Here is a 26185-nt window from a genome sequence, read left to right on the forward strand (position 1 = left end):
CGTCATTAGCTGATTTTGCAGTAGGATCCCATGGACAAATCCTTAGAGAAACAACTCGGTCGCTGGCTCAAAGCGCAACAATCTGCCTGTGGCCCCTTCCTTAAACTCTCTGTGTTGTTGGGCGTGCTCAACGGCTTGGCGCTGGTGGGCCAGGCCTGGGTGCTGGCCACTGTGCTGCAGGGGCTGATCATCGACGAGCTTGATAGGCAGGCATTTATTCCGCATATGTTGGCCTTTGCGACTCTGGTGTTGCTGCGAGCAGTTATCGCTTGGCTCAGAGAGCGGGTCAGCTTCGAGGCCGGCAGACGCCTCAGAGAGCAGATGCGCGCCGCCGTGCTCAATAAACTTGAACGCCTGGGGCCGGCCTTTGTCAATGGCAAGCCTGTCGGCAGCTGGGCCAGTATAGTGCTGGAACAGATAGAAGATTTGCAGGATTTCTATGGCCGTTACCTGCCGCAGATGAGCCTGGCGGCCTTTATTCCGCTGATCATCTTGGTATGTGTGTTCCCCATCAACTGGGCCGGTGGCCTGATTTTGCTCGGCACCGCTCCCCTTATTCCACTGTTTATGGTCTTGGTCGGCATGGGTGCCGCCGATGCCAACCGCAAGCATTTCGGTGCGCTGCAGCAATTGAGCGGCCACTTTATGGATCGCCTCAAGGCCTTGCCGACACTCAAGCTTTTCTATCGCGCCGAAGCGGAGCAGCGCGCCATAGGCAAGGCCTCGGAAGATTTTCGTGAGCGTACCATGGCAGTGCTCAGAATGGCGTTTCTCAGCTCCGCCGTGCTGGAGTTCTTCGCCGCGGTATCCATCGCTATTTTGGCGGTATATTTCGGCTTCAGTTATCTGGGGCACCTCGACTTTGGTCATTACGGCATGGGTATCAGCCTGTTTACCGGGATGTTTGTGCTGATTCTGGCACCTGAGTTTTATCAGCCGCTGCGCGACATGGGCACTCACTACCATGCCAAGGCCCAGGCGGTGGGCGCTGCCGAATCCTTGATGGCACTGCTGGAGTTGCCTGAGCCGCTCAAGCGTGGCGAACAGCCCCTCCCCGGTGAGAGCATTGAACTGCAGGCCCGGGATCTCAAGGTATTGAGCATAGACGGCGTGCCTTTACTGGGGCCGTTGAGTTTTAGCTTAGCGGCGGGCGAGAAGCTGGCCTTGGTGGGCCCGAGTGGCGCCGGTAAAACCAGCTTGCTCAACGCTCTGCTGGGGTTTCTGCCCTATGAGGGCAGCTTAAAGCTCAATGGTATTGAACTGGCCGAGCTGGATCCTGCCGCCTGTCGCAGCCGTATCGCCTGGCTTGGCCAGAATCCGCAGCTGTTTCACGGCTCTATCGCCGATAATCTGCGTCTCGGCCAGCCCGAACTGACCGAGGCGCAATTGTGGGATTATCTGCAACAGGCCAAGGTGGCCGACTATGTTCGCGCCTTGCCGGATGGGCTGGCACACCAATTGGATGAATACAGCGGTGGCCTGTCTGTGGGGCAAGCGCAGCGGCTGGCGTTGGCCCGTGCCCTTGGGCGTCAGGCGCAGCTGTTTGTGCTCGATGAGCCCAGCGCCAGCCTCGACAGCCAGAGTGAACAACTGGTGCTTAGCGCGCTGTGGCAGGCGATGGCTGGCAAGAGCTGCCTTATGGTGACCCACAGATTGGATCAACTGGATCGGATGGACAGAGTTCTGGTGCTGGATCAGGGAAAACTGGTGCAGCAGGGCACCTTTGCCGAACTCAAAGCGCAGCCGGGCTTACTGGCGCAGATGCTGGATGAGCTGCCGCTGGCGGTTTCCCTCGATGATGCGCCGCCGATTGCCGCGAGCGCTGAGGCGGAAGCCGTGCCCGAGTTAAAGTCAGAATCAAAACCAGAGTCAAAGTCAGAGTCAGGGGAGGAGCGTTGAGATGAAGCTGTTACTGCCCTTTATCCGGCTGTTCCGCCGCCAGTCTTTGATGATGTTTGTCGGCTTGTTGCTGACAGTCACGACTCTCATGGCCGGTATTGGCCTGCTGTCGCTTTCCGGTTGGTTCTTATCTGCTACCGCAGTGGCCGGTCTGGCTTTGGTGACGGCGGAAGCCTTCAACTACTTTACTCCGGCGGGCGGGGTGCGTTTCCTCTCCATTGCCCGCACGGCAAGCCGCTACGGTGAAAGGCTGGCTACCCATGAGGCAACCTTCAGGATCCTGACCGATCTCAGGTTGTGGGCCTGGCGCTCTTTGCTGCCTTTGAGTGAACGTAATCTATCCGGGATGCGCCGCGGCGATCTGCTCAACCGTTTGGTGGCCGATATCGACACGCTGGATCACCTGTATCTGAGGTTGTTGACGCCGCTGACGGCCTTCTTGCTGATGCTGCTGGCATTGACCACCTTTATTGGTTGGTTTGATCTCAACTTGGCTATCCTGCTTTGTACTGGCCTCTTGCTCAGTTGGTTGTTGTTGCCGAGCGTGTTCTATCTGCTTGGCAGGCGACCCGGGCGCGAGCTGATTGAAGCGCGGCGCAGCTACCGGGTTCGGCTGCTGGAATGGTTGTCCGGTCAGGCAGAGCTGAGTCTGTTTTCCGATGCCAAAGGTGGCGCTGCTCAAAGCTTTCGGGCGGAACTCGACCGCGCCGAGCAGAGCTGGTTTGCCAGTCAGAAGGCGATGGCGGCGATCACCGGCCTGAGCCAGGCAATGTTGATCCTCTGTCACGGCTTGCTGGTGTTGCTGCTGCTCTGGTTTGCCGCCGCAGGTGTTGGGCCGGCCGTGCCTCCCGGGCCTTTGCTGGCCATGGTCTTGTTTGCCACTCTGGCTTGTATCGAGATGATGATGCCGCTGGCCGGCGCCTTTCAACATTTGTCTTCTGTGCTCTTGGCTGCCAAGCGGGTGTCCGAGTTGACAGAGCAGCGCTCCGACATTGAGTTTCCTGCCGTCTCGGCAACCGTGCCCGAGAGCGGCGCTCTTATCATCAAAGATCTGCATTTCGGTTACACGGACACCCAGCCAGTGCTGCAAGGCTTGTCACTGCAGGTACCTGCGCGCAACAAGGTGGCACTCCTGGGTAAAACCGGCTCGGGTAAGTCCAGCCTGCTGGCCTTGATAACCCGTCAGTGGCAGCCGCAGCAGGGTGAGATACTGCTGGGCGGTGTGCCTGTGGCCTCCTTGGATGAAAAGACCTTGCGGGCTTCCATGACAGTGGTCAGTCAACGGGTACAATTGCTCAGCACCAGTCTCAGAGATAACCTGCAGCTGGCCTTGCCGGAAAAAGTCACCGATGACACGCTAGCCGAGGTGCTGCGCCAGGTTGGGCTGGAGGGATTACTTGCGGGTGAGGGGCTCAACGCCTGGATAGGTGAAGGCGGGCGTCAGTTATCCGGTGGTGAGCAGCGCCGGATCGGCGTGGCTCGGGCGCTGCTGCGGGATGCGCCGTTGCTGCTGCTTGATGAACCCACCGAGGGGCTGGATCGGCGTACCGAGCAGGAGATCCTCAGGTTGCTGCTGCAGTTTGCCAAAGACAAGACGCTGGTGATGATAAGTCATCGCCTAACCGGTATGGCGCAGATGGATGCCATTCACCTGCTGGATGAAGGCAAGATAGTGGCCAGTGGCAGTCATGAGCAGTTGCTACAGGAGTCGACCGCTTACAGCGCCCTGTATCAGAGGTTACACTGAGCCGCAGAGACTCAAGAAGATACTCAAAAAGAGGCTCAAGTTAGACTTATTCAAAGGGATGCTCAGCATCCCTTTTTCTTTTAAAAGCGCTAAATTCTCGCCTGGATCACAGATCCCATACGGGTTCAAAGTCAGAATATAGTTATTGGCATATGCCAATAACTAATAAGGATACTCCCATGCCCAGACCCAGAAAATGCCGCCGCCTGCAGCATGGCACGCCCTGCCGCTTCTACAAACCCAACGGCATTCCGGCCTCAGCCCTGGAGGCAGTCGCCTTAGCGGCCGATGAGTTTGAGGCCCTGGCGTTGGCCGACTTTCGCGGTCTGGCGCAACAAGAGGCCGCCGAGCAGATGGGGATATCCAGGCAGACCTTTGGCAACTTGATTAAGCAGGCACGCCATAAACTGGCCAAGGCCCTGATAGAGGGACAGATGCTGGAGTTGCCCCACACTGAGGAACAGAGATGATAGTGATACCCATGAGCCGGGGCCGCTTGGCCGGGCATTTTACCAAGGCCAAAGAGCTGGCCTTTTATGATAACGAGCACAACCACTGTTTTACCCTGGATAATCCGGCAGCCGCAGGCGGCAATTGCGCCGCCAAAAAGGCGATGCTGCAACTTATCAAGGACAAAGGCGGCCGCATTGTGTTGGTGGATCAAATCGGCGAGCGAATGTTGGGTAAGCTGCTCGATGGTGGCATCAGCGTTTGTCGGCCCGGCAAAGAGAGCAGCGATATCGCGGCTTTGCTGGTTGCGGCCAGTGATATTCAGTTACGGCTGACCAGTGCTGCGGCCGGACGCCCGTCACTCAAGCATCAAGCCAAAGGCGGTTGTGGTGGCGGCTGCGGTTGTCATGGTCATAATGAAACCGGCGCAGCTTGTCATGGTGAAGATCATGGCCATGAGGGGGAGGCGAAAGGCGGTTGTGGTGGCGGCTGTGGCTGTAAGAGCCGCACTGAGGCCAAACTAAAACCCCTCGGTGATTCGCTAAACCAGCAAGGCAAGTTGAGTTACGCAGGCTTCAGGCCTTTGCGATAAAGCCGTCTGCAGAAAAAAAAGAGTGCCGACAGAAAGCCGGCACTCTTTGTTTATCTTGTGTTATCAATCATCCAGGCGGCACTGGCTCAGCAGTTCACCACTTAAGTGGCATTCCAGCTCGACCCTTTTGCCAATATGAGGCTCAAGGCTTTCATCGCTGGCCTTATAACCCCAGAGGCTGGCGCCTTGGCCGTCATCATTGACCAAGCCCTTGAGCTCTATATCTGCTTCCTGCACCTCAGGTTCGATCTCCATCACCAGGAATTGACCATTTTGCTCTGAGCCTTCAACCTGTACCCAGGTACCGTTGAGGCTGGCTTGGTTCAAACCATCTTCAAAACGAGTCTGAGGTGTCAGCGTCAGTACTATGCCGTTGATGCTGAATACACCGGCGTCATACACAGCCTTGCCTTCAACTTCAAAAGCGTGGCTTGCAATTACTGGTGGCTGACTCTGTTTTTCAAAGTCAATCTCGGTGGCCTGCAGCTCTTGAGTGTCATCTTGCCACAGGCCTTCCACATCGACCAAGGCGCCGGGTTTGAGATCGGCAACAGTACCATCTTCAAAGTGGGTTTTGCCATCCAGGATCACTTGCCATTTTTGGTTCAAGGTAAAGCGGGTCTGCAACTCGTTGACCCAGGTAACCTGACCTTCGAGTTCCACCTCAGTGCCCTTGTCCAAATCCGGGGCGCGTTCGACTTCCACTTCAGAAGCCAGCAATACTTCACCCTGATATTGACCTTCAACTTCTACCCAGGAACCGTTGGCCAGCGTGTCATCTACCTGCACGGCATTGGCACCATAGTCCACCTGCATACTACCGAGATAGAACTGCTTCAGATGAGTGTCCAGCTTGCTTACCCGCCCTTCAACTTCCATCTCTTGCCTGTCATTGTCGATAGCAAAATAGGTGGCCTTGAACTGACTATCACTCAGGTTGTAACCACTGAGCTCAACTATGTCACCTGCCTTGACTTTATTGAGGTCAAGTCCAGTTACTTGGTAACCGGCCACAATAGCTTGCTCGCCATCAATTGCGCTCACCGGGGATACCAGCACAGGGTCATAGTCTACGCTGATGGCACTGCTGCCATCTGTCTTGATGTTGAGCTGCATACCGGGCTTCAACTCAGTGATGCTGGCCTTGGTTTCATTGATTTCAACACTGGCCCTGGCCGCCGGGATTGCTACACCATTGACCCAAAGCGTATCCGTATCGACCTTTTGCAGGGTACCTTGGATAGTCTTGGCCAAAGTGGCAACCGGCGGTTGGGGATCGGGATTGTTCGACTCATTGGAATCTGAACCGCCACAGGCGCTCAGTCCGGCAACGAGAGGAACCAGCCATATGCTTCTTTGCATTCTGTTCTCCTTAGGGTCTTGGTTTTTAAAGCGGCGGCAGGATAAACAACTGTAGATGAGGCTAAGATTAGGGCGGGATGAAAGTTTATTAATGATCGTATGCAGCCGTTAAAAAATAGAGGGTTACTTTGAAAATCTCCGTGCAGATGTGTTTGGTTTTTGAATTTAGTTAAGGTTTAAATCAGCATGATTTACTGCAATCGGCAGACAAACATGCTGTCTGCACGCTTTTTGTTCACATCCCAAGCCAACTTAAATGGGAAATCGTATGATTTTTAGAGGATTTGTAAGGGAGGTATACAGGCAGTTGGAGAATCTGAATAGCTAAAAAAGAGAACAAGTTACTACTTGGCTCTATGCTTTTTTATAGCTAAAGTTATCAGTATTATAAAAGTTGTGACAATGACGTCCCCACTAATCAGGAAGATACTATGACCCCCACCAAAGAGCGCTCCTTGGATTTGGAAGTGATCAGTCTACTGGAAGACCGGCAGACGATTCATGCAATTAAACTCCTGCGAGAACGAGACAACCTGAGCCTGAAAGAGGCAAAAAAGAAGGTGGATGACTATTTGCAGGGGCATCCTGAACTGGAATTGGCCGACAAAGAACCCGGAAGCGGCAATGCCATTGTCTGGATAGTGCTGGTAGGGTTGGCTGCAGCAGCAGCCTTGGCTGTCTCGACTCACTTATAGTTGTTGAGATATCTCTATTTTAAGCCGTTACAAGGCGAGTTTATTTAAACTTTTCTCATTTAAAGGCAGGGAAAATTGAATATTTTAAATTCTCTTTGCATCTTTTGCCATTTTTGACTAATTGTTGAGCCTGAGTCGAGAAAACTCACGGAAGCGATTGGCTTGAATGTGGTACCTTTGCCCGCTTTGATTTTGACAAGATGACGCCCTTGTGCGGCGGAGACATAACAATGAATAACAAACACTGGATTGGCAATATCGGCGTGCAAGTCGTCATTGCCATGTTTTTGGGGGCGGCTGTAGGCTGGTGGTTAGGTGAGGATGCCAGCATGTTTGCCCCATTGGGGACTATTTTTATCCATTTGATCAAGATGTTGGTCATACCGCTGGTATTGGTGGCTATCATCTCTGGTGCTGCCAGTTTGGGGGACACCCCTTCGGCTGGGAAAATCGGTCTAGGAACATTCGGCTTCTTTATTGTGACTTCGGGTATCGCAGTCACCTTGGCACTGGTGCTGGGAAACCTGTTTCAACCGGGTAAGGGAGTTGATTTTACTGCCCACAGCATGACTGACCTAATGGAAGTTACCAAAGAACAGGGCGATCTCCCCGGGGTGATGGATACCTTCATCGGCATGATACCAACCAATGTATTTGAGTCGCTGACCGGAGGGAATATTTTACAGATCCTGGTGTTCAGTATTTTCTTTGGCATAGCACTGACCAAGGTCAAGGGCGATGGCGCCAAGCCGATCCTTGGGGCGCTTAATGCCATCACAGAGGCTATGGTCTGGATGATTAACTGTGTCATGTTGGTGGCACCCATAGGGGTATTCGGTCTGATGGCCGACTCAGTCGGCACCTTTGGTTTTGATGCCCTTGAGGTGGTATTCAAGTTATTCATCGTCTTCGTTGGTGCAATTTTGATTTACGCTTTCATCTTCTTCCCCTTGATGGTGCAGCTGTTTTCCAAGGTGTCGGCGGCGCGCTTCATCAGTGCAATGAAAAAGCCCCAGGTGATGGCCTTGTCTACGGCTTCCTCCATGGCAACCTTGCCGGTGAATATGGAAACCTGTGAGCAGGAGTTGAAGGTCTCAAAAGCCACGGCTTCTTTCGTATTGCCGTTGGGCGCCACCATCAATATGAGCGGCAACGCCATCTATTATGGTTTGGTCGCCATGTTCTTTGCCCAAATGTATAACATTGATCTGAGCCTTGCCGCCTATGCGGCTATCATCTTCACCTCTACCTTGGGTGCTATTGGCCAGGCCGGGGTGCCTGGGCCTTCTTTCCTGGTGGTGGCCGTATTACTGGCGGCCAAGATCCCTATCGATGGACTGCCACTGCTGTTTGCCCTCGACCGGATTTTCGACATGATACGTACATCGCTGAATATTACCGGCGATGCCGCCTGCGCTCTGGTGATGGATAACTTTTGTCCCGAGGAAGCCAAGAGCTGATAGCGTGAGTTTGTTTGCCGCGAGCAGATAATAAAAAGCCAGGAAATAATTCCTGGCTTTTTTCATGGGTGGAGATTATTCCGCATCACCCAGTGACAGCAGAGTAGCATTGCCACCTATGGCTGTGATGTTGTTGGTGCGGGTCTTTTCTGTCATAAAGCGGGTCAGGTAGTGTGGCCCGCCGGCCTTGGGACCTGTGCCGGAAAGCCCCTGACCACCGAAGGGCTGCACACCCACCACGGCGCCAATCTGGTTACGGTTAATATAGACGTTACCTACATTGACTTGGTCGGCAACGCTCAGGGCGTGGCCTTCGTTGCGGCTATGGATCCCCAGAGTCAGACCAAAGCCTGTGCTGTTGATATCGGCAATCACCTTGTCCAGCTCTGAGGCTTTGAAACGGATAACGTGCAGTATTGGGCCGAAATGTTCTTTCTCCAGCACCTTGATGGAATCGATTTCCACCGCGGTTGGAGCAACGAAATGGCCATCCTTGCAGTCAGCGGGCAGCTCCACCTGTTTGATAAGCTTGCCTACCTGTTTGATGTGCTCGATATGGGCGTTGAGATTGGCTTTGGCTGTGGCATCGATCACAGGGCCGACATCTGTCTTCACTGAACCAGGATAGCCAATGCTGAGTTCATCCATTGCACCCTTGAGGATCTCCAGTACCCGATCGGCGATATCTTCCTGCAGATAGAGTACCCGCAGCGCCGAGCAGCGCTGGCCAGCGCTGGTAAAGGAAGAGGCAACCACATCGTTGACCACTTGCTCCGGCTGGGAGGTGGAGTCCACCACCATGGCATTTTGACCACCGGTTTCGGCGATAAGAGGAATGATGGCACCTTCGCGGGCAGCCAGAGCACGGTTGATCACCTTGGCCGTGCCGGTCGAACCTGTGAAGCAGACACCGCCGATACGTTCGTCGCTGGTCAGTGCGGCGCCGACACTGGCGCCTGTGCCCGGCAGGAATTGCAGCGCTTCTTTGGGGATCCCGGCTTCATGGGCCAGTTGTACGGCGCGGTAGCCCACCAGGCAGGTTTGCTCGGCCGGCTTGGCGATAACTGTGTTGCCGGCAGCAAGGGCTGCTGTCACCTGACCGAGGAAAATCGCCAACGGGAAGTTCCAGGGGCTGATACAGACAAAGACACCGCGGCCTTGAACAAACAGTTCGTTCAATTCACCGGTTGGCCCGGGGAGCTGCTCGGGCTTGCTCATCATCTTCTTGGCCTGCACCGCATAGTAGCGGCAGAAGTCGATGGCTTCTCGGACTTCATCTATGCCGTCCTGCAGGCTCTTGCCGGCTTCACGGGTACAGAGCACTATCAGTTCTTCGCGATTTTCTTCCAGCAGGTCGGCCAGTTTTTGCAGTGCGCTGGCGCGCTGTGCCACCGGCGTGCGACACCAGGCTGGGAAGGCGGCGACGGCTGAACTGATGGCCTGCTCAACGGCTTGGTTGTCGGCAAAAACCACCTGACCGACGGTTTGTGTCGTGTCATAGGGGCTGACAACCGGCTTTGACTCGCCGCTCAGGGTTTCACCATTGATCAGCGGGCCGGCATGCCATTGATGAGCCTTGAACTGATCCAGTGCCGCGAAGAAGGGTTCGGCTTCAGAGAGAATGTTCATATTGAGTCCCTTGGAGTTTTTGCGTTCGCTGCCAAAAATGTCGGCAGGCTTCACTATCTTGTTATTGGCCAGGGTTTTGTATTGTTTGACTGTCACCAGAGGGTGGGTGATCAGTGAATCGATTGGTGTGTTGGGATCCACCAACTTATGCACAAATGAAGTGTTGGCACCGTTTTCCAGCAGACGGCGCACCAGATAGGGCAGCAGATCTTTATGGGCACCTATCGGCGCATAAATTCTGACGGTGCGAGCTCGGCTTTCCGCCAAAATGGTGTCGTACAACTCCTGTCCCATGCCGTGCAGACGCTGGAATTCAAACTCACGATCGCCGGCCATATCGCTGATGGCAGCGACTGTCTGGGCGTTATGGCTGGCAAATTGTGGATAGATGGCACCACGGGTCTTGTCCGATAACAGGAAACGAGCACAGGCCAGATAGGAGAGATCCGTCCCCACCTTGCGGGTGTAGAGGGGATAACCGGCTTCACCTGCCTGTTGGGCCCACTTGAGTTCGCTGTCCCAGTAAGCGCCTTTCACCAGTCGCAACGGGATTTCATCGCCTTGCTCTTTGGCAAGCTTGGTCAGCCACAGGAGTACAGGCAGTGCCCGTTTAGAGTAAGCCTGAACCACTATGCCTAATAGGCCCCAGCCCTTGGCGGTTTCTGAGTTGTATAACTTGCGGAACAGCTTGAGTGACAGCTCGAGACGGTCTACCTCTTCGGCATCGATAGAGATACCGACATTCAGGCTGCGAGCCTGCTCAATCAGCTTGATCACAGTGGCATACAACTCGGACATGACTCTGTCTTCATTGGCCACTTCATAGCGGGGATGCAGCGCCGACAGCTTGATGGAAATCGTCGGTCTGGGCGCCTGGGATTCATCGTACTGCTGGGCTCCTAATTCGCTGATGGCGTGGGAGTAATCCTGGAAGTATTTCTCGGCATCTCTCTGGGTCAGAGCGGCTTCACCCAGCATGTCGTAAGAGTGGGTATAGCCCTGCTTGCGCTTGTCTTCACTGTTTTTCAGCGCTTCTTTAACTGTGCGGCCGAGTACGAACTGTTTGCCCATGATCTTCATGGCGGCATACATGGCTTGGCGGATCACCGGCTCACCCAGGCGATTAACCAAGCGTTTCAGTAAGTTGCTTGGACTGCCATCCAGGTTGCGGTCAAGTTTGACGATTTTGCCCGTCAGCATCAGGCCCCATGTCGAGGCGTTGACCAATACAGAATCACTCTTTGACAGATGCTCGTCCCATTTGGCACCTGAGAGTTTGTCTTCAATCAGGGCATCGGCCGTTTCCGGATCCGGGATCCGCAACAGGGCTTCGGCCAGGCACATGAGTATGATGCCTTCCTGAGTTTCAAGGCTGTATTGTTGTAAAAAAGCGTCTATACCTACCATCAGACCTTTTTTGTCATATTGACGAACCTTGCTGACCAAGTCGTGGGCGCGACGGGTCACACGCTCAATGGTTTCGTCACTCGACGGGACTAGCTTGATCAGATCGGACAGATATTGCTCTTCGTCGACAATATAGTTGTCACTGATGGCTTTAAAGAGTTCGTCGAGATTGGCGCTATCATAGTGGCCTGCCAGAACTTCACTCGCTTTGAACATAGTTATCGCTTCCATCTAAGCCGGTTGGGGGCAGTTAAGGACTGCTCGAATTACCTGGAATATGTCTGACGCAAAAGACGCTTTATTATTTTTGTATACAATATTGGCGCTTGCGCGCGCCGATTATACAATCAAAATGTGATCTGTGACACCAATCTTGGCGGGAATGTGAAAATTGTTTAATTGGCTTTACGTACCCCAGCTGTAAAGTCACATAAACAAAAGGCCAGTGGTTTTAAACACTGGCCTTTGAGAAGGGAAAATGCTATTACATCCAACGATCTTTCTTGCGTCGCTGTGGTCTTGGCATGTAAACCAGAATGACCCCGAGGATCAAACCCAGGGCGGCGATGAGCCCGCCTTCCTGCCACATACGGAAACGTTCATTGTCTTTCATCGATTTGAGTTTGGCGATGGCTTCATCGCGTTCTGCACTGGCTTGGGCCAGTTCGGCCTGGGCTTTGCTCAGCTGAGACTTGAGGCTGCCAAGCTCGCCCTTGAAGTCACCATTTTCGCTCTGAAGTCCTGTGAGCTGGCTTTTGGCTTCGACCAACTGGCTTTCCAGTTCTGAGACGCGAAAACGCAGCGACTTGTCCTTGGAGATCATGCTGGTCAGTACCCAGCCTTCACGATCCTTATGGTCGATAATCTTGGTGTAATCGCCTTGGCGCTCAGGCAACACGTTTATCTGCTGACCGGCTTCGATACTACCCAGGATCCGGTATTGAGTGCCGGGTCCACCATGAATGTAGATGAAGACATCATCCGAAATATAGCGCGTCTGGCCTTGGGCCAATAGGGTGGGAGACAGGAGCATCATCCCTATGAGAGTCAGGAGTCTTAACACTTAGTCATTCTCTGTCGCAAAATACTGCCCACATGCTAGGGATTTGAAGGCTTCAATGCAAGAGGGAAGTCATTCGACTTCCCTCTTATAATCATGATATTTACCGTGATTTCTAATGCTACTTCTGTTAACCGAACACACCTTTGATGGTGAAGAAGAACAGAATAGACAGGCCGGCACCGGCTGGCAAGGTCACTACCCATGAAACTACAATGTTGCGAACCACACCGATATTGATGGCGGCAATCCCCCTGGCCATACCCACACCCAATACCGCACCTACCAGAGTTTGAGTGGTGGAAATAGGTAAACCTGTGCCCGAGGCGATAACCACGGTTGAGGCTGCGGCCAGTTCGGCGGCAAAGCCACGACTTGGGGTCAGGTGAGTAATATTCTTACCTATAGTGGTCATTACGCGCTTGCCGAAGATGGCCAGACCCATAACGATACCAACGGCACCCAGAGGCAGAATCCACCAAACCAGCGGTGCCTTGGCTTCAATGGCACCGCCACTGTTTACCACAGAGACAACTGCAGCCAATGGACCAATAGCATTGGCCACGTCGTTGGAGCCGTGGGCAAAAGCCATACAACAGGCGGTCACAACCATCAGAATGGCGAAGACTCGTTCAACATTGCCGAAGTTGGTCTGGCGATCGTTTTTGCTGCTCATCTTCAGACGGCTGATGGCGATTTTACCCGCAATACCCACCAGAATGGCGATTGCCAATGCCAACAGATAGGCTTCTACAGTACTGAACTTGAGACCAACATGCTTAAGGCCCTTGGTGATGGTAACCAAAGACATTACAAAGCCGGCAAAGGCCATGTAGAAAGGCACATAACGTTTAGCGTTTTCCAAAGGGTTTTCAGTATTGAAAATCAGTTTTTGTACGCTCTGGAAAATCATAAAGGCGATAAAGCCTGAGATGGCCGGGGTGACGACCCAAGAGCCAACGATACCAACGACTTTGCCCCAGGCAACGGCTTCAGTGCCCACACCCACAGCAGCAAAGCCTATGATGGCTCCCACGATAGAGTGAGTGGTGGAAACCGGCCAGCCAAGAGCTGATGCGGCTACCAGCCAGATACCCGCAGCCAATAGAGAGGCTATCATGCCGTAGACCAGTAGCTCGGGGCTATCTATGAAGAAAGCGGAATCTATGATCCCTTTTCGTATAGTACTGGTGACTTCACCACCGGCCAGATAGGCACCGGCGAATTCAAAGATCATTGCGATAATAATCGCTTGCTTAATGGTAATAGCGTTTGAACCAACAGACGTACCCATAGCATTTGCTACGTCGTTGGCCCCAATGCCCCAGGCCATAAGAAACCCGAAAACAGCCGCGATACCTATGAGCCATGGGCCATAGGTGACTAATACATCAACCATGTTGTTACCTTGATAACCTTTTGTTTGTTAGACGCGAGCCAGCATCAGCTCAAGGCGGGAACCGACACGTTCGGCAAGATCTGCCAGGTCACCAACCCACTCAATTATCTTATAGAGGAACATGACATCGATAGGATTAAGTTCAGCTTCCATGGCGAACAGCTGTCGACGCACCTGAATTTGCAGATCATCAGTGTCTTCTTCGATAGCATCGAGTTCACTGATCATTTTGGCTACCAAATCCACTTCACGGCCTCTAAAGCCTGCTTCCAGCAGATCATCGAGCTCGTTGATCGCTTCTTTGGCCAGGGCGACTGCATCTAGGCAGCGCTGCAAATAAGCGATGAATGGGGTTTGGATGGTTTGAGGAACAAGCAGTTGGCGGCCGATGATTCGACCGGAAATATCTTTAGCTTTATTAGCGATTTTGTCCTGTTGGGTCAGGAGCTCCAGTAAGTCAGTCCTTTCTACTGGCATAAACAAGCCACCTGGCAGTGTCAGGCGGATTTCGCGTTTAAGAAAGTCAGCTTCTTTTTCCTCTTGGCTGATCTTCTTGCGAATAGTGACCGCACTGTCCCAATCTTCAGCTATGGTCGCTTCGAAGAAGGGCACGAGTAGCGAAGCACAATCGTATACTTTGTCTATATGCTCTTGCAGAGGTTTTATCGGCGATTTTGCAAACACGCCTAAAATAGAGTTTACTGGCATAGCCGTTTACCTATTTAGGTTATTCCACTATTGGAAATGCGGGCGAATGTTAACCCAAGCGTCCGCTTATTGAAACTGTGTTTTTACAGAAAACACGTCAGTTTTTATTCTATCGGGTTATATATCACCCGACAGGATAATCCTAGGTCATTTTTGTGACAACAATATGACATTGTGACCTTTGAATGACGAGATGATGAATTTTTGATGACAAAATGAGCAGTAGCGCACCATGGATGCCGACAATCAACAAAATGAGATAGAACTTAAGCTCTTTTTCCCCGCCACAGAAGTCAGTCAGCTGACCACATTTCTGAACTCTTTACCCGCCGCTACATCCCAGGGATGCCAGCAGTTGAGTAATGGCTATTATGATACGCCAGAGCTGGCACTGCGTCAGCTGGATATGGGGCTTAGAGTCCGCGGATGTGACGGTAAGCGGGAGCAGACCATAAAAACTGCCGGTCGGGTCAGCGGTGGGATCCACAGTCGACCGGAATACAATGTCGATATTGATGCCAACAGCCCTGTTTTATCGCTGTTTCCTGCTGAAATTTGGCCTGAGAATACCGATATCGACGGACTGCAAGCCCGCCTCGGTTGCCTGTTTCATACTGATTTTCAGCGTTGCTGCTGGTTGGTGGTTCAGGGGGATAGCCTGATAGAGCTGGCACTGGATACCGGCACTATCAGTGCCGGGGGCCGGAGCGAATCGCTTTGTGAGCTGGAATTTGAACTCAAGCGGGGCCGAGCAGCCGATCTCTTACCGCTGGCACAGCAGGTGGCAGCCAATGTGCCCCTGCGCCTGGGGAAGGCCAGTAAGGCGCAGCGAGGCTATCGCCTGGCGCAGCAGGCCAGTCCACTGGCGTTGGAAGCGCTGCAATATATCAGCCTGCCCTGTGATAATGATATCAAGGCGACACTCTTGGTGGTGCTGGAAACGGCGTTGGAGCGTTGGCAATTGTTGGAGGGCATGATTGCCGAGAGTTTTGATGACCCGGTAGGGCAAGCGCTATTGTGGCAGCGTCTGCGCTCTTGCGTGCGCCTGCTGCGTTTGACTTTGGGGCAGTTCACCTTGGGCAACAGCCAGACCAAAGCGGGATTTTCCTGGCTGGAGCAGCAACTCGCTTTTGTGACAGAAGCCAATTATCTCGGGCGTTTGGCCCAGGATAAGTTGCTGCTCGGTAAGCTGGGCAATGCGGGGGATGTGCGTGAACGGGCATTGCAACAGTTGCAAAATATGGATTTCCACGGCCGTTTACAAACGCTATGGCAGGATTGCCGCTACGGTCAGCTGCAGTTGCAACTGGTGAACATGTTGCTCGAACTGGCCAGTGGTGAAATGCAGATAGTCGTGGCCGGTGGCTTGAAGGGAACCTGTGACGGTCTGCAGGAGGCATCCTGGCAAAAGCTGCTCGCGGCCATGCCGGGGGATGAACTCAGCCGTGATGACTATTTGAAACTGGCAACGCCCTTGGATGAAGGCATCTTGGTGGGGCTGGCTTATGGCAGCCTCTATTCATCCAAGGCTCGTGATAGTTTCCGTGCTCCCTGGCAGGATTTGAGTCATGGGATCATCAGTCTCGGCGCTTATGTCATGGCCGAGCAGTTGGCGCCTGAGTTTGCTGAAGCCTTGGCCGACAAACAGCAGAGTTTGATTTTTGCAATGGAGCAATCCCGTAAGATGGCGCTGCAGCAACCCCCTTACTGGCGTTGATGCCTTGAACGCCAATTGCTGTGCAAGCCACTCTACTACAAAAGAGAAGGCCACGAGGACTTATTCGCGCCTTCCCTAAGTTTTCCGGAGGAGTCGCCCGGAAATAAGCACAAAGAAGGACGCCTAGGCGTCCTTCTTGTTGATTGGATTAGTCCCGCTGTTGCTGCGCCAGTTTCTGCTTCAAGTCGGCGATCTCCGTCAGCATCTGTTGTTGGTTAGCTTCCATGCGTTCGAGTACCAGATCCAACTCGCTCTTGATGACCTTGCTTTGGTTTTCCAGGCTTTCTTGTTCATCAGGGGCGACAAACAGCGATGCCATATAACCGGAAATGACCCCGAAGAAACTGACCCCGCAGACGATGACTATGCCACCTATTACATGACCCACAGTCGTCACAGGGTAAAAGTCACCGTATCCGACGGTGGAAATAGTCACAATTGCCCACCAGATAGCGTTTTCGGCGGTTTGAATATTGGCGCCTTCGACGCCGCTTTCCACCAGCAACATCAATACCGAGGCGATAGTGATGATAGTCACCATGGACACCAGTAGGCTGGCGATAGTGGCTTGACGTCTTTGTTTCAGCAGTGGCCCTATCAGCGAACTGCTCATGCGAATGAGCCGCAATACCCGGAGGATCTGGAATAAACGGGCGAAGCGCAGCGCTTCAATCGCCGGAATGCTGGCGACAAAGTCGACCCAGTGAGACTTGATATAAGCGAGTCGATTCTCTGCCTGAACCAAGCCCACCAGGAAATAACTCATAAAGATAAAACAGATACCCGTATCGATATAAAACAACAGCTTATGGGTTTCAGGATCGACAGGGACAAAGGTCATGATCAGGATCACAACCACAGAAATCAGCGACAATAACATCATCGCCAATTCGAAAGGGGAGACTTGAACAGGCGGCTTCAGGAACCAGCGAGGTTTATCCGGCATTGGTTCTTCCATTGAAAAACTTGATATCCTTTCAGGGTAAAAGACTTACCGTTTCCTGTAAATGCGCGCGTTTATTGTTCGTCTACGAATTGTACCAGGTCTTCCAATACCCGTTTTTTGATTTCCAGCTGTGCATCCGGTGCCAAGCCGTATTTTTCGGCGAGCTGAACATAGTCGGCGGGACTGAGTGAAACGGTTAACCGTGGCCGCTTGGGACGCTTGGCCACGGATAAACCCAATATCATGCGGATCTGATCTGACGGGCTGACTCCTGTATCCAGGGCCGCCTTGCGGATGGAGTATTGAAACCTTTCATCCAGATCGAAAGCTACCTGGGTTGCCTTGGCAGCTTTTTGGTTTTGTAACCATTTTTCCGGATAAGGGTGGTTCTTGCTCATGCCGCATTATTCTCCTGGCCAGTAGTCACGAATATCGCTGAGGGGGCGGTAAAGGGTCAGCGCCACATCGGTTTCGCCGCCTTCATAGACTTCGATATCCACAGCGCGAGACTCGTCATCATCCAGCAACTGATAGCTCTCGAAAGCCTCTCCAGTTGCACCGTCAGCATCCTGAGGTGGCCTGAGTCCACGGTAATCTTTCCGATGGAAATAGCCAAACTCAGCAAAACTGACCTGATGGTAGTGTTTCCCGAGCCATTGCTCAAGCATCTCAGTCTCGGCGATGAGCGCCTTGGTACTTAGCTCAGCTTTCCCCGGTTCATCGAAGATGGCGGCGAAATCATCCAGATCGAACAAGGCATCCACCTGAGCACGGCTTATTTTCAGTGAAAAAGCCAGCCAGGTTTCGTCGTCTTCATCCAGCCCCAGATAGATGGCTTCACCGCTGTGCCCCTTGAGCACCCACTCAGTCGACTGACTGCGCTGATACTCATAGGTATTGACGGCTTCGACCCTAAGCTGCTGCCCGCGCAGGTGCGCAGGCAGGGCAAAGCTGTCATCTAGGGAGATCATATCGCCCTTTTGCAGCTCTGACGGATGCTTAAGCTGACGCACTGGAGTTTCTTTTTTGCCAAACAGGCTGCCAAAGAATCCCATAGGTTATCAGCCTTTCTTGGCTTTCAAACGCTCGAGCACATCGCTGGCGTTGCTCTTCTGCTCGCCGATACCGGCTTCAGCCAGCTTGGCTTTCAGCGATTGGTCGCTGTTCTCGGCTTCCAGGTTTTCGGCAGCCTTCAGGCGGTCGTCAAACTGTTGCTGACGGGCCTTGATACGCTCCAGTGAGTCTTTGGCGTTGAGCAGTTTGGAGTTGCTTGACGCGAAAGAGTCGGTAATGGAAGCAGTGGCCTTTTGCACGCTTTCAGTGGTCTTGACCATGCTCAGCTGACGCTGATAGTCGGCCAACTGACGTTCGGTTTTCTTTACCAGATCTTTCAGGCGGGCAGCATGGGCGCTGAAGCTGTCGTTGGCGGTTTGTTGCTCGGCCAGTTCCATTTCCAGCTGGGCAATCTTCTCGGCCACTTCCAGTGCCAGGGTTTCATTGCCTTTTTCCAGTGCCTGAGTGGCATAGCCTTCATGCTCGGCGATAGCACGCTTAATGCGATCGATTTCGCGGCTGGCTTGCATCTCTTTGGCCATCACATCTGTCAGTTCACGCTTGGCCTTGGTGAGGTGTTTCTCGGCGTCACGGATCTCCTGTTCGAAGATGCGGGTTGAATTGGCATCCACTATGCTTTGGCCGACTTCGTTGGCCCCACCGCGGAATGCTGTAAGAATTTTGTTCAGTATGCCCATGATTTGGCTCCTTATTTCAAAAAGTCGACCAGTTCGTCAATGACTTCGAGACAGTTGTCAGACAGGACAGAGAGTTCCTGCTCTATTTCCAGCATGCTCGATTGCAGGGAGAGTGCACCGTAAACCACATACTTATCATCAATCTTGGCGAATGAAGACAGTGGCATAGGGATGTTGAGTTCCAACATGGTTTCAAACATCTCGGCACGGCGTTCCTGCTTGAGTTCATCCTCTCCCCAGAGATAACTGATGCAGAGGATTTGGTTTTCCGTTACCGAAACAAATACGGGGATCTCTTCACGGCCAACCACATTGACCTGCAACACTTCTACATCCCCTTCAATGGGGTAACAGTCAAACTGGAACCCAGTAGAGCTGTTGTCGCCAAGTCCATTTAAATGATTGGCAATAGTGTGAATATTCATATTTGTCCTCTTTGACATATTATGTCTGCGTTTAAAGATAACACCGAGACATAATATGTCAAGCGTTATCTTTGCCTGTTTAAAAGGTTGCTACACCCTGTTCATCTGTCCATGCCTGCAGGTGGTAGTAATACAGCTGCAGCGAGCCTATGGTGTTGGGCTGAACCTGGTCCATCTTAGTGTAAAATTGTTTCGGAAACTCGAAGGCGCCGCGAATAAGCCCGGGCGTCAACCAGTCATCCTCTACCGGCAGTTGCTGCATCTGCTGCAGCCTGCTCTTGGCGTCCTGACCATTGAGTGTTCCTATGGTCCAGCCCCATTCGCCAAAGCTGGGCACATTGTGGTGATACTGATTCACCCTGAATCCCGCCAGTGCCAGGGTCTTGCCGACTGAGATAAAGGCCTTGGTCGCATGGTAAGGCGAGGTGGACTGTATACTGATGGCTCCATCCGCGCTCAAAAGTTCCCTGAGTTTTTTATAAAACAGGTCTGAATAGAGCTTATTGAGATCCGGATGTGAGGGATCTGGCAGATCCACTATGATGGCATCGTATTTATCACCGCGGGCCAGCAAGCGGTCGACACCGTTAAAGGCATCGTCGAAAACCGTTTCCACCCTGGGATCGGCAAAGGCGTTGTCGTTGAGGCCGAGCAATGCAGTCCTGAGATCTTCCGGTACTTCAGCCCCGGGTTCTTTGAACAGTTTGACCATCTCGGCATCGAGATCCACCAGAGTGACCTGCTTGGGTTGCCATTTCAGTACCTGTTTCAAGCCCAATCCATCCCCACCGCCTATGATCAACACCTTGTCGTGACGGGCACTGGCTGCCAGAGTCGGATGTACCAGGAAGGCATGATAGATGTGTTCATCACTGGAGGAGAACTGCAGCCGTCCATTGATATAGAGGGAGTACACCGGCGGCAGATGGTTACCCATCAGGCGCTTGGTCAGTGTCAGTTGCTGAAACCGGGTAGCCTTGGCATAGACGACCTTGTCTTGATACAGGAGGTTGTTGAACCCTTGCTCCCAGGTCGGCCCCTTAATGGCCAGCATCAGCAGTATCCCCGTAGCCAGTACGTGTGCCGCCAGTAACCAGTTGGCGGCGCGGATCCTGTCTCTGAAGCGGATAATAAAGATAAACCCGGCCAAGAGGTTAAAGGCGGCTGTCATGGCGGCAGCCAGCTGGATATCCAGCGCCAGCATAAAGCCGACCCAGAGCGCCGCGCCGACACCTGCGCCTATATAGTCGGCGCCATAGATGGTGCCGGCATTGTGCAGCAGGTGTTCTTCGGAAAGAGCCTGACGCACCCTGGCAATGAGCGGGATCTCCATGCCTATCATCAAGCCGAGCAATACACCCCAGAGATAGGGCAGGTAGCGGGATAACTCCTGAAAACGGCCGATAAAGCCACCCTTAGGCAGATGATCCGGCGGTAGCCCCAGGGTTCGTCCTATCAGTTCCGGCAGCTCGTGGCCAAAGCCGATGACGGCCGCAGTGATCAGAATCGCCAGTGAGCCCAGCAAGGCGACAGTTAATTCCAATACTGCAAAGCCACTGAAGGCGCACTTTATCTTGCGGGCGGCAAAGGCCCCCAAGCCCATGGAGACTATCATCAAGCCTATCATGGTGTAGATGGCTGCCTCGAGGGCGCCCAAAATGCGCCCGGCATAATGGGAAAGCAGGTATTCGTATATCAGACCACAGGCCGCCAGTACCCCCATGATCCCCAAAAGCAGGGCATCATCGAGGGCACCTAAGTGGCGTCTGTTGGGCTCTTGGGGGTTGGCGTGACTACTTAATGCCACGGGATCAGGCCATCAAAGCGGTGAGGATCAGCGCAACCGCTATGCTGATCGCCATTTCAACCGCGGCCAAGCCTATGTTGTGCTGCTTTTCCACCTCATCGGCGAGGTCAATTTTTGCCAGCACCAGGAGTTTGACCAAGGGCAGCAGCAGGCTCAGTACCACCAACATAATGAAGGAGAACACCAGCCAGCCAAGGGCGTTGGTGACATAGGCTTCAGGGCTGAAGACGATAAAGTGACTGGCGGCATTGAAGCTCAGCGCCATGGCGATCATCGCCCCGGCATGACGTATCGCCAAGGCGGTATTTCCCTGTGCCAGCGCTTGCTGCATTGAGCTGTCCTGGTTGCGGGCGGCGTAGCGATTCTCTCTGAGGCGGGTCAGCAACACCAGCATCAATTGAGAGATGGCGAAGGCACTGAGGATGGCAATAAAGGTATCCAGAGTCAGATCTTCGGCCCACAGCAGCACGGCGCGGATAATAATCGCAGTGGCGATAGCGGCCGAGGCATCGACTATGGCAACCGACACATTGCCTTTGAGTACCAGGGCGTTCTTGTCGATATTATTCAAGGCGATTTTATCGTGCAAAAAGCGCCCCATTTTGATCAGCACCAGACCAAACAGGCCGTAGGCGCTCATGCCGATGGCTTCCTGCAGATAACTGTGAGCGGCGGCGCCGGTAATGGCGCCTGTCAGCACTATACCCAGTGCCGCAACAGCGCCGGCGGTGCTGATGCCGAAGGCGAAGTTGTCTCTGACCGCCAGCTCTTCACTGCTGTTTACCCGAATACTCCAGCCCTGCAGGTAGCGGGTCAGAGTGAGCAGTACCACGGCGATAGAAAGGTCGATGGCGAGTATGACGGCCAGTTCCTGAGTGATGCCGAATTCCTGAAATAGAGTCATGTTCATTCCTTAAGTTGTGATCCTGGCTGAGTTATTTGCCCCGGCTGACACCACGGCTGGTGCGACTGCCAGAATTACGGAAACTGCTGTCTTTAGAGTAGTTTGAGCGAAACTTGTTGGCCGATTGTCCACTGCTGGATGGCTTGGGTGCGGCGCTGCTCTGACGAGAGAGGGCGCTGGAGCCGGAGCGGGACTTGGCATAAGGGCTGTCAAAGCGTTTGCCTTGAGAGTCGAAACGTTTTTTGGTGCGCTCATAGACCTGAGTTTGGGCCTTGGCCTGCTTGGGGGAGGTATAGCGATAGCGGCCCACATCATTGTAGTAGCTGTAATCCCTGCCTCTGGACCAGTTGTCATAATAAACCGGCCTGTGGAACAGGTTGGAAAACATGGAGTACATGCCATACCAGGCCCAAAAGGACATGCCGTTGGAATCGGTTTGCCACTGGCCATAGGCGGGGTTACCCACCAACTGGCTGCCGGCACCAAAGTCTTCCGAGCCATTGGCCAGGGTTGAAGCCTCGCGGCTGATGGCGTTGACCCTGGCGAGTTTGCCCTCTGACATATCGGCAATCACATTGACGGGATCTGACAGCATGTCGTTGAACAGGCTTGAGTCCAGCGCTTGATAGAGGTTGTTTTCCTCTTCCAACTGTTGGTCAAGATTAACAAAGTTGCTCGCCACCTTGGCGTCTTTCACCCTGCTTTCCAGTGACTTGTACAGTGGTCCTTTACTGGTGGCATCCAGTGTCAGTTGCTCCACCAGCGGTTGTAATTCCGGCCGCTGCTGCGCCAGAATTTGACCATACTGTTTAAGTAAGATGCCGTTGCGCAGCTGGTCTTTGTCCAGCATCTGGCCGAGTTTTTCCAGACGTTGGTCATTCAGCTGTTGCAACTGGGCGATCTGCTCGGGTCTGTCGTCACCGCAGGCTGTCAGTGATAACAGCATTAGCAGACTGAGAATACGGATCAGCATTCCTGCCATGTTTTCTCCATTATGATAAGCACTTGAGACTGGCAAACGGTGCTAAAACCTCTGGTCCCCGTAGGCCGTCAGTGCAAGTTGGTGTAATCTGTGCACAGAGTATCACCCACAAGAATTGGGGTGAAGTCAGAATCACAGGCATCGACTTGGTAACCCTCATGTCGAGCAGAGATACGTGCAGTAAAATGACATAATATGTCTAAATAATCTTGAATACAATCGAACAGGGATAACTATGGAATTGGGGTGTGACAGTCAAAAGCCGTTTTCCGAGTTGCTGTGTAAGCAGGCCGGTAAGCATTGGCATCTGCTGGTGGAGCGCTGGCCTGAGGTGGTCACCGAGCTCAGCTTCATCGAGCAGCAGGAGCTGCAGCGAGTTATGGGCCTGAGTGATTATGTTGCCACTCAGCTGTGCCGCCACCCAGAGTGGATTGCCCCCTTGTTTACCGGCCAGCTCACTCGCCTGGATAGACAAGACTTTGCCGGCGAAATTCAATCCCTGCTCGACTCTGTCACCCAGGAAGAAACCGCCAAATCAGTGCTGCGAAATTATCGCAATCGGCAAATGGTACGCCTCGCCTGGCGCGACTTCATGGGTTATAGCCCGCTGCAGGAGTCACTGCTTGATCTCTCTGTATTGGCTGAGGCACTGATCATCGGCGCCAGAGACTGGCTCTATCGTGAAATGTGCCAGAGTCTGGGAACCCCCTGTGACAGCGACGGCAAGCCACAACCCTTGATGATCCTGGGAATGGGCAAGCTGGGCGGTCGTGAGCTGAATTTCTCATCCGATATCGACTTGATCTTTACCTTCCCGGAACACGGCGAGACCCAGGGCGGTCGGCGCAGCCTGGATAACCAGCAGTTCTTTATCCGCATGGGGCAACGCCTGGTCAATCTGCTGGGGCAGGTCACAGTCGATGGCTTTGTGTTCCGGGTCGACATGCGTTTGCGTCCCTATGGCGAGAGTGGCCCGCTGGTGGTCAGCTACAGCGCCCTTGAGGATTATTATCAGGAGCAGGGGCGTGACTGGGAGCGTTATGCCATGGTCAAAGCCCGTGCGCTTGGTCCCTGGACTCAATACTCTGATGAGCTTCACGACCTGCTGCGCCCCTTTGTTTACCGGCGTTATATCGACTTTTCTGCCATAGATTCCTTGAGGCGGATGAAACGCCTTATCGCCCAGGAAGTGCGGCGGCGCCAGCTCAAGGACAACATCAAACTCGGTGCCGGCGGTATCCGCGAAGTGGAGTTCGTGGTGCAGAGTTTTCAGCTTATCCGCGGCGGCCGGGAGCCTGCGCTGCGCAGTCAAAGCCTGTTCGATGCCATAGATACCCTCTTTCGTTTGGGGCAACTTGAGTACCTGGCGGTAGATGAACTCAAGCAAAGTTATCTGCTGCTGCGCCGGGTAGAAAACCTGTTGCAGGCCATAGGAGATAAACAGACCCAGNGGGCAACTTGAGTACCTGGCGGTAGATGAACTCAAGCAAAGTTATCTGCTGCTGCGCCGGGTAGAAAACCTGTTGCAGGCCATAGGAGATAAACAGACCCAGACCCTGCCGGATAACGGTTTGGATTGGCATCGTCTCTGCTATGCACTGGAGATGGCCAATGAAGCAGAGCTGCGCAGTGAGATTGATTCTGCCATGTTCAAAATTCATCGCCATTTTCGCGATACCGTCGGCGGTGATGAAGATAATGAGGAGCAAAGCGATAGCTGGGCCTGCCAGCTCTGGGTCTGTGACAGCGAGGAAGACATACAATCGCTGCTGGCCGAGCGAGGCATAGAAGACAATGAACTCTGGAGCAGTCTGGCCCATTGGCACGAGACGGTATCACGCCGGGCCATAGGCCCAAGAGGGCGGGATACCCTGGATAAGCTGATGCCGAAAATGCTTGAGGAGCTGACGCTGCAGCCCAATCCCGGCAAGGCATTCAAGCCGGTAACCGGCGTACTGGAGCAGATCCTCACCCGCACCACTTATCTTGAACTTTTGTGTGAAAACCCCGGCGCCCGCCAACAATTGGTGAGCCTGTGTTGTGCCAGTCCCTGGATTGCCCAGCAACTGGCGAAATTCCCCATGTTGCTGGATGAGCTGATCGATCCGGCGCAGCTTTATGACACCACTTCTCTGGATGATTACGGCAGTGAACTGCGTCAATACCTGCTGCGGGTTCCGGAAGAGGATATGGAGCAGCAGATGGAGGCGCTCAGGCAGTTCAAACTGTCACAACAGTTGAAAATTGCCGCCGCGGATGTCACCGGGGTCTTGCCTATCATGCAGGTCAGCGATCACCTGACCTTTCTTGCCGAGGCCATTATAGAGCAAGTGGTGCAACAGGCCTGGCAGCAAATGACAGAGCGCCACGGCGTGCCGCTTGGCCTGGCTGACGGCGAGATAGGTTTTGCCGTCGTCGGCTATGGCAAGCTGGGGGGCATTGAGCTGGGCTACGGCTCGGATCTCGACCTGGTGTTTCTGCACAATGCCAAGGGCGGTTCGACTGACGGTGACAAGCCGTTGGATGTGGGGCACTTCTATCTCAAACTGGCGCAGCGGATATTACACCTGTTTTCTACCCGCACCATGTCGGGCGAGCTCTACGAGGTGGATATGCGCCTGAGACCATCGGGCGCCTCCGGGCTCTTGGTCAGTGAAATTGGGCATTTCGGTGAATATCAGCAGCAGGAGGCCTGGACCTGGGAACATCAGGCTTTGGTTCGTGCTCGCTTTGTCTTCGGTGACAACGTCTTGGCGCAGGAATTTCAGGCGGTGCGAGACAGTGTGCTGCGCCAAGCAAGGGACAGGAAACAGCTGGCCAGCGAAGTGCGTGAGATGCGCCTTAAGATGCGCGACCATCTGCTCAAAGCGCCGCAGGGAATGTTCGATCTTAAACAAAGCGTTGGCGGTATCGCCGATATTGAATTTATCGCTCAGTATCTGGTGCTGGCCCATGCCCATAAGCATCCTGAGCTGTGTATCTGGTCTGATAATGTGCGGATTTTTGAGGTGTTGGCTGAGCTTGAGCTGTTGCCCTTGATGTCGGCGCAGCATCTGACTCAGGCCTATTGCATGCTGAGGGATGAAAACCACAGGTTGACTCTGGCCGGGTTGCCTGGGCAAGTGGCGCAGGAAAAAGTGGCGGAGCAGGCCGAGCGGGTCAGCAACATCTATGAGCTTATCCTGGGGTAAGAGTTATTTATGGCTGATGGGCATGGCTCGGATACAAGAGGTTGATGCCATCTT

21 protein-coding genes and 1 pseudogene are annotated in these 26185 nt (G+C 53.4%); 9 read left to right on the forward strand and 13 right to left on the reverse strand.

Features of this window, described 5'->3' with window-relative positions; genetic code table 11:
* Window positions 1-30 precede the first annotated feature (30 nt).
* From cydD to CX650_RS06610, 4 genes are all read left to right on the forward strand, one after another.
* Window positions 31-1899 (forward strand): heme ABC transporter permease/ATP-binding protein CydD, encoded by a 1869-nt coding sequence (gene cydD, locus CX650_RS06595; protein ID WP_101095360.1) that lies wholly within the window; start codon window positions 31-33, stop codon window positions 1897-1899.
* A gap of 1 nt (window position 1900) precedes the next feature.
* On the forward strand, window positions 1901-3646 hold the full coding sequence (cydC, locus tag CX650_RS06600; RefSeq protein WP_101095361.1) for a heme ABC transporter ATP-binding protein/permease CydC: 1746 nt from the start codon (window positions 1901-1903) through the stop codon (window positions 3644-3646).
* A gap of 179 nt (window positions 3647-3825) precedes the next feature.
* Window positions 3826-4116 carry a DUF134 domain-containing protein gene (locus tag CX650_RS06605; RefSeq protein ID WP_025888568.1) on the forward strand — a complete coding sequence of 97 codons (291 nt, stop codon included), beginning with the start codon at window positions 3826-3828 and terminating at the stop codon, window positions 4114-4116.
* On the forward strand, window positions 4113-4688 hold the full coding sequence (locus CX650_RS06610) for a NifB/NifX family molybdenum-iron cluster-binding protein (protein ID WP_101095362.1): 576 nt from the start codon (window positions 4113-4115) through the stop codon (window positions 4686-4688). The genes CX650_RS06605 and CX650_RS06610 overlap by 4 nt, the downstream gene beginning before the upstream one ends.
* Window positions 4689-4751: 63 nt before the next feature.
* On the opposite strand, the gene CX650_RS06615 is transcribed toward CX650_RS06610, so the two are convergent.
* The gene (locus tag CX650_RS06615; RefSeq protein WP_101095363.1) at window positions 4752-6050 is read right to left on the reverse strand and encodes a DUF5666 domain-containing protein; all 1299 of its coding nucleotides are present in this window, start codon (window positions 6048-6050) and stop codon (window positions 4752-4754) included.
* A 431-nt stretch (window positions 6051-6481) separates the two neighbouring features.
* Here CX650_RS06615 and CX650_RS06620 point away from each other — a divergent pair, with 431 nt between their 5' ends.
* Together CX650_RS06620 and CX650_RS06625 are read left to right on the forward strand one after the other, a co-directional pair.
* Window positions 6482-6745: a hypothetical protein gene (locus tag CX650_RS06620; protein WP_039034522.1), complete on the forward strand. Its 264-nt coding sequence runs from the start codon at window positions 6482-6484 to the stop codon at window positions 6743-6745.
* A 230-nt stretch (window positions 6746-6975) separates the two neighbouring features.
* Entirely contained in the window at window positions 6976-8205 is a 1230-nt protein-coding gene (locus CX650_RS06625; protein ID WP_039034523.1) for a dicarboxylate/amino acid:cation symporter, read from the forward strand.
* Window positions 8206-8280: 75 nt separating this feature from the next.
* Here the strand turns inward: CX650_RS06625 and putA are convergent, their stop codons facing one another.
* The 4 genes from putA to CX650_RS06645 all read right to left on the reverse strand — a co-directional run bounded on the left by putA (window position 8281) and on the right by CX650_RS06645 (window position 14408).
* Window positions 8281-11472: a bifunctional proline dehydrogenase/L-glutamate gamma-semialdehyde dehydrogenase PutA gene (gene putA / locus CX650_RS06630; RefSeq protein WP_189484297.1), complete on the reverse strand. Its 3192-nt coding sequence runs from the start codon at window positions 11470-11472 to the stop codon at window positions 8281-8283.
* A 253-nt stretch (window positions 11473-11725) separates the two neighbouring features.
* On the reverse strand, window positions 11726-12304 hold the full coding sequence (locus CX650_RS06635; RefSeq protein ID WP_083399717.1) for a TIGR04211 family SH3 domain-containing protein: 579 nt from the start codon (window positions 12302-12304) through the stop codon (window positions 11726-11728).
* 127 nt (window positions 12305-12431) lie between these two features.
* Window positions 12432-13700: an inorganic phosphate transporter gene (locus CX650_RS06640; protein ID WP_101052656.1), complete on the reverse strand. Its 1269-nt coding sequence runs from the start codon at window positions 13698-13700 to the stop codon at window positions 12432-12434.
* A 27-nt stretch (window positions 13701-13727) separates the two neighbouring features.
* A complete protein-coding gene (locus CX650_RS06645) occupies window positions 13728-14408 on the reverse strand; it encodes a TIGR00153 family protein (RefSeq protein WP_039034527.1) in 681 nt (226 codons plus the stop codon).
* A gap of 232 nt (window positions 14409-14640) precedes the next feature.
* On the opposite strand from CX650_RS06645, the gene CX650_RS06650 reads away from it, so the two are divergent.
* Complete coding sequence (locus CX650_RS06650) at window positions 14641-16125, forward strand: CYTH domain-containing protein (protein WP_167388629.1); 1485 nt, start codon at window positions 14641-14643, stop codon at window positions 16123-16125.
* Between the two features lie 148 nt (window positions 16126-16273).
* On the opposite strand, the gene CX650_RS06655 is transcribed toward CX650_RS06650, so the two are convergent.
* The 8 genes from CX650_RS06655 to CX650_RS06690 all read right to left on the reverse strand — a co-directional run bounded on the left by CX650_RS06655 (window position 16274) and on the right by CX650_RS06690 (window position 22940).
* Window positions 16274-17071 carry an ion transporter gene (locus tag CX650_RS06655; protein WP_039034569.1) on the reverse strand — a complete coding sequence of 266 codons (798 nt, stop codon included), beginning with the start codon at window positions 17069-17071 and terminating at the stop codon, window positions 16274-16276.
* Window positions 17072-17142: 71 nt separating this feature from the next.
* Entirely contained in the window at window positions 17143-17469 is a 327-nt protein-coding gene (locus tag CX650_RS06660; protein WP_039034529.1) for a hypothetical protein, read from the reverse strand.
* Window positions 17470-17475: 6 nt separating this feature from the next.
* The gene (locus CX650_RS06665) at window positions 17476-18126 is read right to left on the reverse strand and encodes a hypothetical protein (protein WP_101095365.1); all 651 of its coding nucleotides are present in this window, start codon (window positions 18124-18126) and stop codon (window positions 17476-17478) included.
* 6 nt (window positions 18127-18132) lie between these two features.
* Window positions 18133-18822 (reverse strand): PspA/IM30 family protein, encoded by a 690-nt coding sequence (locus CX650_RS06670; RefSeq protein ID WP_039034531.1) that lies wholly within the window; start codon window positions 18820-18822, stop codon window positions 18133-18135.
* An 11-nt stretch (window positions 18823-18833) separates the two neighbouring features.
* A complete protein-coding gene (locus tag CX650_RS06675) occupies window positions 18834-19247 on the reverse strand; it encodes a YjfI family protein (protein ID WP_025010359.1) in 414 nt (137 codons plus the stop codon).
* Window positions 19248-19326: 79 nt separating this feature from the next.
* The gene (locus tag CX650_RS06680) at window positions 19327-21054 is read right to left on the reverse strand and encodes a polyamine aminopropyltransferase (RefSeq protein WP_101095366.1); all 1728 of its coding nucleotides are present in this window, start codon (window positions 21052-21054) and stop codon (window positions 19327-19329) included.
* A gap of 4 nt (window positions 21055-21058) precedes the next feature.
* Window positions 21059-21958 carry a DUF350 domain-containing protein gene (locus CX650_RS06685; protein ID WP_039034533.1) on the reverse strand — a complete coding sequence of 300 codons (900 nt, stop codon included), beginning with the start codon at window positions 21956-21958 and terminating at the stop codon, window positions 21059-21061.
* Between the two features lie 31 nt (window positions 21959-21989).
* The gene (locus CX650_RS06690; RefSeq protein WP_101095367.1) at window positions 21990-22940 is read right to left on the reverse strand and encodes a hypothetical protein; all 951 of its coding nucleotides are present in this window, start codon (window positions 22938-22940) and stop codon (window positions 21990-21992) included.
* Between the two features lie 235 nt (window positions 22941-23175).
* Here CX650_RS06690 and glnE (CX650_RS20525) point away from each other — a divergent pair.
* Both glnE (CX650_RS20525) and glnE (CX650_RS20530) read left to right on the forward strand, forming a co-directional pair.
* Window positions 23176-24375 (forward strand): annotated as a pseudogene (gene glnE / locus CX650_RS20525) (bifunctional [glutamate--ammonia ligase]-adenylyl-L-tyrosine phosphorylase/[glutamate--ammonia-ligase] adenylyltransferase); the annotation flags it as partial.
* A gap of 31 nt (window positions 24376-24406) precedes the next feature.
* Window positions 24407-26131 (forward strand): bifunctional [glutamate--ammonia ligase]-adenylyl-L-tyrosine phosphorylase/[glutamate--ammonia-ligase] adenylyltransferase, encoded by a 1725-nt coding sequence (gene glnE, locus CX650_RS20530; RefSeq protein ID WP_478011478.1) that lies wholly within the window; start codon window positions 24407-24409, stop codon window positions 26129-26131.
* Window positions 26132-26185: the final 54 nt, after the last annotated feature.

The sequence above is a fragment of the Shewanella indica genome, assembly GCF_002836975.1.
In the GTDB taxonomy this organism is placed as follows: Bacteria; Pseudomonadota; Gammaproteobacteria; order Enterobacterales; family Shewanellaceae; genus Shewanella; species Shewanella indica.

What these genes read in the sequence shown, in the direction of transcription:
- cydD (WP_101095360.1), top strand. Translation starts at nt 31, where the DNA reads ATGGACAAATCCTTAGAGAAACAACTCGGTCGCTGGCTCAAAGCGCAA.
- cydC (WP_101095361.1), top strand. Translation starts at nt 1,901, where the DNA reads ATGAAGCTGTTACTGCCCTTTATCCGGCTGTTCCGCCGCCAGTCTTTG.
- CX650_RS06605 (WP_025888568.1), top strand. Translation starts at nt 3,826, where the DNA reads ATGCCCAGACCCAGAAAATGCCGCCGCCTGCAGCATGGCACGCCCTGC.
- CX650_RS06610 (WP_101095362.1), top strand. Translation starts at nt 4,113, where the DNA reads ATGATAGTGATACCCATGAGCCGGGGCCGCTTGGCCGGGCATTTTACC.
- CX650_RS06615 (WP_101095363.1), bottom strand. Translation starts at nt 6,050, where the DNA reads ATGCAAAGAAGCATATGGCTGGTTCCTCTCGTTGCCGGACTGAGCGCC.
- CX650_RS06620 (WP_039034522.1), top strand. Translation starts at nt 6,482, where the DNA reads ATGACCCCCACCAAAGAGCGCTCCTTGGATTTGGAAGTGATCAGTCTA.
- CX650_RS06625 (WP_039034523.1), top strand. Translation starts at nt 6,976, where the DNA reads ATGAATAACAAACACTGGATTGGCAATATCGGCGTGCAAGTCGTCATT.
- putA (WP_189484297.1), bottom strand. Translation starts at nt 11,472, where the DNA reads ATGGAAGCGATAACTATGTTCAAAGCGAGTGAAGTTCTGGCAGGCCAC.
- CX650_RS06640 (WP_101052656.1), bottom strand. Translation starts at nt 13,700, where the DNA reads ATGGTTGATGTATTAGTCACCTATGGCCCATGGCTCATAGGTATCGCG.
- CX650_RS06645 (WP_039034527.1), bottom strand. Translation starts at nt 14,408, where the DNA reads ATGCCAGTAAACTCTATTTTAGGCGTGTTTGCAAAATCGCCGATAAAA.
- CX650_RS06650 (WP_167388629.1), top strand. Translation starts at nt 14,641, where the DNA reads ATGGATGCCGACAATCAACAAAATGAGATAGAACTTAAGCTCTTTTTC.
- CX650_RS06655 (WP_039034569.1), bottom strand. Translation starts at nt 17,071, where the DNA reads ATGCCGGATAAACCTCGCTGGTTCCTGAAGCCGCCTGTTCAAGTCTCC.
- CX650_RS06660 (WP_039034529.1), bottom strand. Translation starts at nt 17,469, where the DNA reads ATGAGCAAGAACCACCCTTATCCGGAAAAATGGTTACAAAACCAAAAA.
- CX650_RS06665 (WP_101095365.1), bottom strand. Translation starts at nt 18,126, where the DNA reads ATGGGATTCTTTGGCAGCCTGTTTGGCAAAAAAGAAACTCCAGTGCGT.
- CX650_RS06670 (WP_039034531.1), bottom strand. Translation starts at nt 18,822, where the DNA reads ATGGGCATACTGAACAAAATTCTTACAGCATTCCGCGGTGGGGCCAAC.
- CX650_RS06675 (WP_025010359.1), bottom strand. Translation starts at nt 19,247, where the DNA reads ATGAATATTCACACTATTGCCAATCATTTAAATGGACTTGGCGACAAC.
- CX650_RS06685 (WP_039034533.1), bottom strand. Translation starts at nt 21,958, where the DNA reads ATGACTCTATTTCAGGAATTCGGCATCACTCAGGAACTGGCCGTCATA.
- CX650_RS06690 (WP_101095367.1), bottom strand. Translation starts at nt 22,940, where the DNA reads ATGGCAGGAATGCTGATCCGTATTCTCAGTCTGCTAATGCTGTTATCA.